This window comes from Nocardioides sp., assembly GCF_047606145.1.
GTDB lineage: Bacteria > Actinomycetota > Actinomycetes > Propionibacteriales > Nocardioidaceae > Nocardioides.
The window spans coordinates 1-8,751 of sequence record NZ_JASGET010000013.1; the positions used below are offsets into that span (position 1 = coordinate 1).

The window sequence follows — 8,751 nt, forward strand, 5'->3', positions numbered from 1 at the left end:
GGCGACCGGGTGGCGGTGATGAGCGCGGGCGAGCTGCAACAGGTGGCCACCCCGCTGGAGCTCTACCGCAGGCCGGCGAACCTCTTCGTCGCCGGGTTCATCGGCAGCCCGCAGATGAACCTCATCGCCTCCCAGCGCCCCGGCGCGGTGGAGTTCGCCGGCTACACCGTGCCTACCGACGCCTCGCTGAGCCTCCCGGCCGACGTCACCGTCGGGATCCGTCCGGAGTCCTGGCAGGTCGTCGGTCCGGGCGCCCCCGCCATCGAACTGACCGCCACCCTCGTCGAGCACCTGGGCTCGGACTCCTACGTGCACGGCACGGTGGCCGGCCTGGAGACCCGGGTGGTCACCCGCAGCTCGCCCAAGCTCAAGGTGCGCCGGGGCGACCGGCTCCGCCTGGGCGTCGACCCCGCCGAGGTGCTCGTCTTCGACACCGCGACGGGCCGGCGCCTCTAGTGCCGGACGTCATCCGGACGAAACAATCGTTGTCTACTATCCGTAGACAACGCTTCATTACAGGAAACCTGCCCGCATCCCCTGCCCACCGCGATGGGGAGCATCCCGACGGCGGAGGAACCCGATGTCATCCCCACAGGACCTGGCCGCCCTGGCCCACGAGTCCGGCACCACCTTCATCCTGGCGCTCTTCGTGGACCTCAACGGCAAGCCGTGCGCCAAGCTCGTCCCCGTCGAGGCGGTCGACACCCTCGCCACCGAGGGGGTCGGCTTCGCCGGGTACGCCGTCGGTGCCATCGGCCAGGAACCGAGGGACCCCGACCTGATGGCGATCCCGGACGCGGCCTCCTTCACGCCGATCCCCTTCGTCAAGCAGGGGCTCGCCCTCGTGCACTGCGACCCGCACGTGAACGGCCGTCCCTGGCCATTCGCCCCGCGCAACATCCTGCGGGCCCAGATCGCGTCCGCGGACGCGGCCGGCTTCGAGGCATGGGTGGGAGCGGAGGTCGAGTACTTCCTGCTCAAGCGCGACGGCTGCGCCCTGGTGCCCGCCGACGACGCGGACACCGCGGCACAGCCCTGCTACGACGCCCGCGGAGTCACCCGGATGTACGACCACCTCGCCTCCATCAGCCGGGCGATGAACGCGCTCGGCTGGGGCAACTACGCCAACGACCACGAGGACGGCACCGGGCAGTTCGAGCAGAACTTCGCCTACGCCGACGCGCTGACCACCTGCGACCGCGTGATCACGCTGCGCTACCTGCTCAGCGTGCTCGCCGCGGAACGCGGCATGATCGCGACCTTCATGCCCAAGCCCTTCGCCGACAAGACCGGGTCGGGGCTGCACCTGCACCTGTCGCTGACCAGCGACGGTGCGCCGCTCTTCCCCGCCGGTGACGACGATCGCGGCCTCGGCCTCTCGGGGACGGCGTACTCCTTCATCGGCGGGATCCTGGAGCACGCCCGAGCGCTCCAGGCCGTGATCGGGCCGACCGTGAACTCCTACAAGCGCACCGGCGCCGTCTCGACGGCCTCGGGTGCCTCCTGGGCGCCGCGCACGGCGACGTACGGCGGCAATGACCGCACCCATTACGTCCGGGTGCCCGACGACCAGCGGGTCGAGCTGCGCGGCGGGGACGGCTCCGCCAACCCCTATCTGGCGGTAGCCGTCGCTCTCGCGGCCGGACTGGACGGCGTGGCGCGCGGCATCGACCCCGGCCCGGTGGGCACGGGACCGGTGGACGCCACCCTGCCGGCCACGCTGCTGCACGCTGTGGAGCAACTGGAGGAGGACGCGCTGATCGGCGCAGCCCTCGACGCCGCCGTCGAGCCCGACTCCGGCGTGAGCGGCGTGGCCGACTACTACGCCGGGCTCAAGCGTGAGGAGTTCTGGTCCTGGCACTCCTCGGTCGGCTCCTGGGAGCGCGACCGCTATCTGACCGCCTTCTGAGAGACCGAGAGACCGAGAGGAACCACGATGTGCGGGATCGTCGGGTTGCATCTGCGTCACCCCGCGCTCGAGCCGCGGCTCGGGGAGCTACTCGCCGGGATGCTGTGCGAGATGGAGGACCGCGGCGCGGACTCCGCCGGCGTGGCCGTGTACGGCGACCCCACGTGGGCGCCCCCCGGTCAAGCGGCCGTCTCCCTGCTGGAGGTCGCCCCGCCGGCCGACGAGGTGGCCGCAGCCGTGTCGACCGCGCTGGGCTCCCCCGTCGCCGGACAGGCCATCGACACCACCGTCCAGCTCTGCGCCGACACCGACGCCGAGGCGCTGCTGGCCGCCGCCCGCACCGCCTTCCCGGACGCCCTCGTCGCCGGCTTCGGCCGCGACCTCACGGTGCTCAAGGGCGTCGGCCACCCGCGCACCCTGGCCGACCGGTGGGGGCTGGCGGGTGCGCGCGGCTGGCAGGGCGTCGGGCACACCCGGATGGCCACCGAGTCGGCCGTCACCCCGGCCGGCTGCCACCCCTACGCCGTCGGTCCCGAGCAGTGCCTGGTGCACAACGGCTCGTTCGCCAACCACGCCACCATTCGCCGCCAACTCGCCGCGCAGGGGGTCCCCTTCGACTCCGAGAACGACACCGAGGTGGGCGCCAGGTTCGTGGCGCACCGACTCGCCGCCGGCCGCGACGTCGAGCTGGCGCTGCGGGAGCTCTGTGCCACCTTCGACGGCTTCTACACGCTGCTGGTCTCCCACCGGGACTCCTTCGCCGTCGTCCGTGACGCGATCGCCTGCAAGCCGGCCGTCATCGCCGAGACGGACGCCTGGGTCGCCATGGCCAGCGAGTTCCGCGCGCTGGCGCACCTGCCCGGGGTGGACCGCGCCCGCATCTGGGAGCCCGAGCCCGAGGTCATCTACGCGTGGACCCGGCGCCCCACCCCGGCAGGAGTCACCGGATGAGCGTCACCTTCGACCTGGCCACCACGTCGCTGCGCGAGGTCAACGCCGCGCTGCACGCGGAGGACCCTCCGGCACGGGCCACCATCGAGTCGCCACGGGGCGCGCACAGCATCGCCGTCGGCCTGGACGCCCCGATCGAGGTGATCGTCAACGGCCACGTCGGCTACTACGCGGCCGGGATGAACCAGCAGGCCGGCGTCACCGTCAACGGCAACGCCGGCACCGGGGTCGCGGAGAACATGATGAGCGGCACCGTCCTCGTCCGAGGCAACGCCTCCCAGTCGGCCGGCGCCACCGCCCACGGCGGCCTGCTCGTCATCGACGGCGACGCCGCCGCACGGTGCGGCATCTCCATGAAGGGCGTCGACATCGTCGTGGGCGGCAGCGTCGGGCACAGCTCGGCGTTCATGGCGCAGGCGGGCCGCCTGGTCGTCCGTGGCGACGCCGGCGACGGCCTGGGCGACTCCATCTACGAGGCCCGGCTCTACGTCCGCGGCCGGGTGGCCAGCCTCGGCGCCGACTGCGTCGAGAAGCCGATGCGGCCCGAGCACGTCGCCGAGCTCACCGACCTGTTGGCTGCCGCCGGCTTCGGTGACGACGATCCGGCGTCGTACACCCGCTACGGCTCGGCCCGGAGGCTCTATCACTTCCACGTCGACCACTCCTCGGCGTACTGAATCGGGACGGGGACCCAGATGACCTTCACCTCGGACGAGCGCGCCCGTCTGGGCCTGCGCGAGTCGGCCACCTTCGACCGGGCCACCATCGCCGCCATCCAACGGGCGGCCGACACCGGCATCTACGACATCCGTGGCTGGGGCGCCAAGCGGGCGCTCCCCCACTTCGACGACCTGCTCTTCCTGGGCGCCTCGATGTCGCGCTACCCGCTGGAGGGCTACCGGGAGCGCTGCGGCACCGACGTGGTCCTGGGCTCGCGGTACGCCGAGCGACCGCTGCACCTGAACATCCCGGTGACCATCGCCGGCATGTCGTTCGGCGCGCTGTCGGCGGGCGCGAAGGAGGCCCTGGGCCGCGGCGCCTCGGCGGTGGGCACCTCGACCACCACCGGCGACGGTGGGATGACGCCGGAGGAGCGCGGCCAGTCCACGAAGCTCGTCTACCAGTACCTGCCCAGCCGGTACGGCATGAACCCCGACGACCTGCGCAAGGCCGATGCCGTCGAGGTGGTGCTCGGCCAGGGCGCCAAGCCCGGCGGCGGCGGGATGCTGCTCGGCCAGAAGATCTCCGAGCGGGTCGCCGCCATGCGCACGCTGCCCGAGGGCATCGACCAGCGCTCCGCCTCACGGCACCCGGACTGGACCGGCCCCGACGACCTGACCATCAAGATCGGTGAGCTGCGCGAGATCACCGACTGGCAGAAGCCGATCTACGTCAAGGTGGGCGCCACTCGCACCTACTACGACGTGAAGCTGGCCGTGCACTCCGGCGCCGACGTGGTCGTCGTGGACGGCATGCAGGGAGGTACGGCGGCCACGCAAGAGGTCTTCATCGAGCACGTCGGCATCCCCACGCTAGCCGCCATTCCCCAGGCCGTGCAGGCGCTGCAGGAGCTGGACATGCACCGGAAGGTGCAGCTCATCGTCTCTGGCGGCATCCGCAGCGGCGCCGACGTCGCCAAGGCGATGGCACTGGGTGCGGACGCCGTGGCGATCGGCACCGCCGCGCTGATCGCGCTGGGCGACAACGACCCCCGTCACGCCGCCGACTACGAGGCGCTCGGCTCGGCGGCGGGCTTCTACGACGACTTCCAGGACGGCCGCGACCCGGCGGGGATCAGCACCCAGGACCCGGAGCTGGCCACCCGCTTCGACCCGGTCGGGGGAGGTCGCCGGCTGGCGAACTACCTGCGCGTGCTCACCATGGAGGCGCAGACCATCGCCCGCGCCTGCGGCAAGGCGCACCTGCAGCACCTCGAACCGGAGGACCTGGTGGCCATCTCCATCGAGGCAGCCGCGATGGCCCGAGTGCCACTGGCCGGCACCTCGTGGATCCCCGGCGCGGCCCGGTGAGCGGCCGCCGCGCCGTCGTCATCGGCGGCGGCCTGATCGGGCTCTCGATCGCGCGGGCGCTGACCACCCGCGGGCTCTCCGACGTGCTGGTGCTGGAGCGCCACCAGCTCGCCGGCGGCGGCACCGGGAAGTCCAGCGGCATCGTCCGCACGCACTACGGCGTGCCCTCGATCGCCGCGATGGCCTGGCGCAGCCTGCCCACCTTCGAGGCGCTCGGCGCCGAGGTCGGCTTCCGACAGACCGGCTACGCGGTGCTGGTCGGCGAGGAGAACGTGGCGCCACTGCGGGCGAACACCGCGGCCCACCAGAGGCTCGGCGTGGAGGTGGAGACGATCGACGCCGGACGCCTGGCCGACCTGTGGCCGATGATGAACGTGGAGGACGTCGCCGCGGCGTCGTACGAGCCGCGGGGCGGGTTCGCCGACGCGAGCCAGCTGGCGCTGCACTTCGGCCGGGTCGCCCGCGACCACGGTGCCCGGATCCGGCAGAACACGGCGGTGAGGCGGATCCTCACCACCGACGGCGCGGTGCGCGGCGTGGAGCTGGTGGGCGGTGAGGTCGTGGAGGCCGACGTGGTCGTGGTGGCGGCCGGCTGGTGGTCGGCCGCGCTGCTCGCCGGGGTGGGCGTCGACTTCCCGGTGGAGAGCTACCGGTCCGAGCTGCTCATCGTCGACGCGGGTGTGCCGCTGCCGGACCTGCCGGTGATCTCGGACCTGATCAGTCTGCAGTACTGCCGCGTCGAGGGCCGTGGCCAGTTCCTCGTCGGCAACAGCGACCACGCCGACTTCCGGCACAAGCTGGTCGACCCCGACGACTACTCCAATGTCGCCGTCGACGAGACCGTCGAGCGCTACGCTGAGAAGGTCATGCACCGGTTCCCCGGCTTCCCCGACCCGTCGGTCACTCACACCTACGCCGGTGTCTACGACGTGCCGCCGGACTGGAACCCCGTGATCGCACCCGTGGGCGGCCTGGACGGATTGCTGCTGGCCGCGGGCTTTGCCGGGCATGGTTTCAAGATCAGCCCCGCCGTCGGCGACCTCGTCGCCGACCTCGTGTTCGAGGGCGATAGCACCGACACCGACATCCCCGCCGCGGACTTCCGCCTCGAGCGGTTCGCCGAGGGCCGCCCGCTGACCAGCCCGCATCCCTACCTGGGCGCCGGGGAGATGCGCTGAACGTGCCCAGCGACACGGTGACTTCCCTGCTGACCGAGATCGACGCCGTCGGCGCCGACCGGGTCCGCGGCGGCTACAGCCGGCCCGTCCTGTCCGAGGCCGAGCTCGACCTGCGATCGTGGTTCATCGAGCACGCCCGTCGGCGCGGCCTGGACGTCGAGGTGGACGCCAACCAGATCATCTGGGCCTGGGCCGGGCCGCCCGTCGACGGCGCGCTGGTCACGGGCAGCCACCTGGACTCCGTCCCCGGCGGAGGTGCGTACGACGGGCCCCTGGGGATCGCCTCCGCTCTGGTGGCGTTCGACCGGCTGGCGGAGCGGGACGTGCCCGGCTCCCGCGCGATCGCGGTCTTCCCCGAGGAGGAGGGCTCCCGGTTCGGGGTGGCCTGCCTCGGGTCGCGGCTGCTCACCGGCGCGATCGCCCCGGAGCGTGCCCTGGCGCTGACCGATCCCGCCGGGCTGAGCCTCGCCGAAGCGATGCGGGCCGGCGGTCTCGACCCCCGCCGCATGGGCGCCGACCCGACCCGGCTGGCCCGGATCGGCACGTTCCTGGAGCTGCACGTGGAGCAGGGCCGCGGCCTGGTCGATCTGGACCGGCCCGTCGCCGTGGCCTCGTCCGTGTTGGGCCACGGCCGGTGGCGGATCACGATCCTCGGCCGCGGCGACCACGCCGGCACCACGCTGATGAGCGACCGGAGCGACCCGATGGTCGCGGCCGCGCGCACGGTGGTGCAGGTGCAGGCGCTCGCCCGGGACGTGCCCGACGCCCGGGCGACCGTGGGCCGGCTGTCCCCCACGCCAGGAGGCACGAACGTGATCGCCTCGCGGATCGACCTCTGGGTCGACGTACGACACCCCGACGACGGCGTGACCCGCGCGCTCGTGGAGTCCATCCGCACCTCCGCGTCCGCGGCCGCCGACGCAGAGGGCTGTACGGCCACCATGACCGAGGAATCGTTCTCGGGCACCGTCGGCTTCGACCCCGGCCTGCGCGAGGAGTTGGCCGAGGTGTTGGATCGGGCGCCCGTGCTGCGCACCGGTGCCGGCCACGACGCCGGCGTGCTCGCCGGGCACGTGCCCACCGCGATGCTGTTCGTGCGCAACCCCACCGGCGTGTCGCATGCGCCGGGTGAGCACGTCGAGCCCGAGGATGCCGAGCAGGGAGCCGTCGCACTGACCGAGGCGATGACGTTCCTACTACAGAGGGGAGACGGCGCCGATGGGTGAGGACGAGCTGCTGCGCAACGCCGGCACGGCCCGCCAGCGCACTCCGGAGGAGAGCCCCGAGGTTCTCGAGTTGGAGACCGCGATCGCCCGCAACGTGCGCGCCCTGCGACAGGGTCAGGGCCTTTCGGTGGCCGACATGGCCAGCCGGATCGGGATCTCCAAGGCGATGCTGTCGAAGATCGAGAACGCGCAGACCTCCTGCAGCCTGGGCACCCTCGGCGCCCTGGCCCGGGGCCTGGACGTCCCGGTGACCTCGCTGTTCCGCGGCGCCGACCAGGAGCGTCCCGCCTCCTACGTGAAGGCCGGCACCGGCACCCGGATCGTGCGGGAGGGCACGCAGGCCGGGCACGAGTACGCACTGCTCGGCGGCCTGCGCGGGGAGCACCGCCGGCTGGAGTGCCTTCTGGTCACGCTCACCGAGTCCAGCGAGGTCTACCCGCTCTTCCAGCATCCGGGCACCGAGTTCATCTACCTGCTCGAGGGCGTCATCGACTACGGCCACAGCCGCTCGGTGCACCGGCTGCACCCCGGCGACTCGCTGCTGCTGGACGGGGAGGGCGCCCACGGACCGGTCGCGCTCGTGGAGACCCCGATCCGGTTCCTGTCGGTGATCGCCTTCCCCGACGCGATGATCTGAGGCAGCGGCGGCAGCGCTCGGTGCGGGTACGGCGCCGGATCGGCGGCATACGTTCCATTCGCCATCCGCGGACCCACCCCACCCCGCACAGCTGGTCGAGCTCCGACCCGGCCCGCACCGCCGCGATCCGGTCCGGGCCCGGCGAATGCGATTCCTCAAGATGGCGCACGCTCATCGTCGAGTGCTCCCTGACCAGCACGCCCATGACACGATGTCGCCCATGACCGACCCCGAGACTGACACGCAGGCCCCCGCACAGACCGACGCCGGCACCGCGGTCCCGATCGACCAGATCTTCGCCGGAGCCCCGCACGGCATCGGCGGTCTCAACGTCAAGCTGGGGCTGGAGCTGGTCGAGGCCTCGGTCGGCCGGGTCGTGGGAACCATCCCGGTGGAGGGGAACACCCAGCCGTACGGCCTGCTGCACGGTGGTGCCTCGGTGGCGCTGGCCGAGACGCTCGGCTCGGTCGGCTCGGCGCTGCACGCGACCACCATGGACAAGCTCGCGGTCGGGGTCGACATCAACGCGACCCACCATCGTTCCGCCAGGTCGGGACTGGTCACCGGGGTCGCCACCGCCATCCACCTGGGCCGCTCGTCGGCCGCCTATGAGGTGGTGATCAGCGACGACCGCGGGCGTCGGGTGTGCACCTCGCGGATCACCTGCGCGCTGATCGAGAAGACGGTGCTGACCGGCTGAGCCCCGTAGGCCGTCAGCCGGCGGTGGTACGGCGCATCGAGCGCCGCGCGGCCAGCACCTGCCCCAGGTGCGACCGGCTGGCGCGCACCCCGGAGGCCGGCGGGCGCGAGGCGGTCAGCC

9 protein-coding genes are annotated in these 8,751 nt (G+C 72.5%); all 9 read left to right on the forward strand.

Features of this window, described 5'->3' with window-relative positions; all coding sequences use genetic code 11:
* Positions 1 to 456, forward strand: a 456-nt coding sequence (locus tag QM638_RS01670; RefSeq protein WP_415140195.1) for a TOBE domain-containing protein, incomplete at its 5' end; no start/stop codon positions are given.
* A gap of 124 nt (positions 457 to 580) precedes the next feature.
* Positions 581 to 1,909, forward strand: coding sequence for a type III glutamate--ammonia ligase (glnT, locus tag QM638_RS01675; protein WP_415140196.1), 1,329 nt, complete (start codon positions 581 to 583; stop codon positions 1,907 to 1,909).
* A 27-nt stretch (positions 1,910 to 1,936) separates the two neighbouring features.
* Positions 1,937 to 2,860 carry a hypothetical protein gene (locus tag QM638_RS01680; RefSeq protein WP_415140197.1) on the forward strand — a complete coding sequence of 308 codons (924 nt, stop codon included), beginning with the start codon at positions 1,937 to 1,939 and terminating at the stop codon, positions 2,858 to 2,860.
* Positions 2,857 to 3,537: a hypothetical protein gene (locus QM638_RS01685; RefSeq protein ID WP_415140198.1), complete on the forward strand. Its 681-nt coding sequence runs from the start codon at positions 2,857 to 2,859 to the stop codon at positions 3,535 to 3,537. Before QM638_RS01680 ends, QM638_RS01685 begins: the two co-directional genes overlap by 4 nt.
* 18 nt (positions 3,538 to 3,555) lie before the next feature.
* Positions 3,556 to 4,890: an FMN-binding glutamate synthase family protein gene (locus QM638_RS01690; protein ID WP_415140199.1), complete on the forward strand. Its 1,335-nt coding sequence runs from the start codon at positions 3,556 to 3,558 to the stop codon at positions 4,888 to 4,890.
* The gene (locus QM638_RS01695; RefSeq protein WP_415140200.1) at positions 4,887 to 6,068 is read left to right on the forward strand and encodes an NAD(P)/FAD-dependent oxidoreductase; all 1,182 of its coding nucleotides are present in this window, start codon (positions 4,887 to 4,889) and stop codon (positions 6,066 to 6,068) included. Before QM638_RS01690 ends, QM638_RS01695 begins: the two co-directional genes overlap by 4 nt.
* A gap of 17 nt (positions 6,069 to 6,085) precedes the next feature.
* Positions 6,086 to 7,294 (forward strand): allantoate amidohydrolase, encoded by a 1,209-nt coding sequence (locus QM638_RS01700; RefSeq protein WP_415140201.1) that lies wholly within the window; start codon positions 6,086 to 6,088, stop codon positions 7,292 to 7,294.
* Positions 7,287 to 7,931 carry a helix-turn-helix domain-containing protein gene (locus QM638_RS01705; RefSeq protein WP_415140202.1) on the forward strand — a complete coding sequence of 215 codons (645 nt, stop codon included), beginning with the start codon at positions 7,287 to 7,289 and terminating at the stop codon, positions 7,929 to 7,931. The genes QM638_RS01700 and QM638_RS01705 overlap by 8 nt, the downstream gene beginning before the upstream one ends.
* A gap of 220 nt (positions 7,932 to 8,151) precedes the next feature.
* Positions 8,152 to 8,631 (forward strand): hotdog fold thioesterase, encoded by a 480-nt coding sequence (locus tag QM638_RS01710; protein ID WP_415140203.1) that lies wholly within the window; start codon positions 8,152 to 8,154, stop codon positions 8,629 to 8,631.
* Positions 8,632 to 8,751 lie beyond the last annotated feature (120 nt).

What these genes read in the sequence shown, in the direction of transcription:
- glnT (WP_415140196.1), top strand. Translation starts at nt 581, where the DNA reads ATGTCATCCCCACAGGACCTGGCCGCCCTGGCCCACGAGTCCGGCACC.
- QM638_RS01680 (WP_415140197.1), top strand. Translation starts at nt 1,937, where the DNA reads ATGTGCGGGATCGTCGGGTTGCATCTGCGTCACCCCGCGCTCGAGCCG.
- QM638_RS01685 (WP_415140198.1), top strand. Translation starts at nt 2,857, where the DNA reads ATGAGCGTCACCTTCGACCTGGCCACCACGTCGCTGCGCGAGGTCAAC.
- QM638_RS01690 (WP_415140199.1), top strand. Translation starts at nt 3,556, where the DNA reads ATGACCTTCACCTCGGACGAGCGCGCCCGTCTGGGCCTGCGCGAGTCG.
- QM638_RS01705 (WP_415140202.1), top strand. Translation starts at nt 7,287, where the DNA reads ATGGGTGAGGACGAGCTGCTGCGCAACGCCGGCACGGCCCGCCAGCGC.
- QM638_RS01710 (WP_415140203.1), top strand. Translation starts at nt 8,152, where the DNA reads ATGACCGACCCCGAGACTGACACGCAGGCCCCCGCACAGACCGACGCC.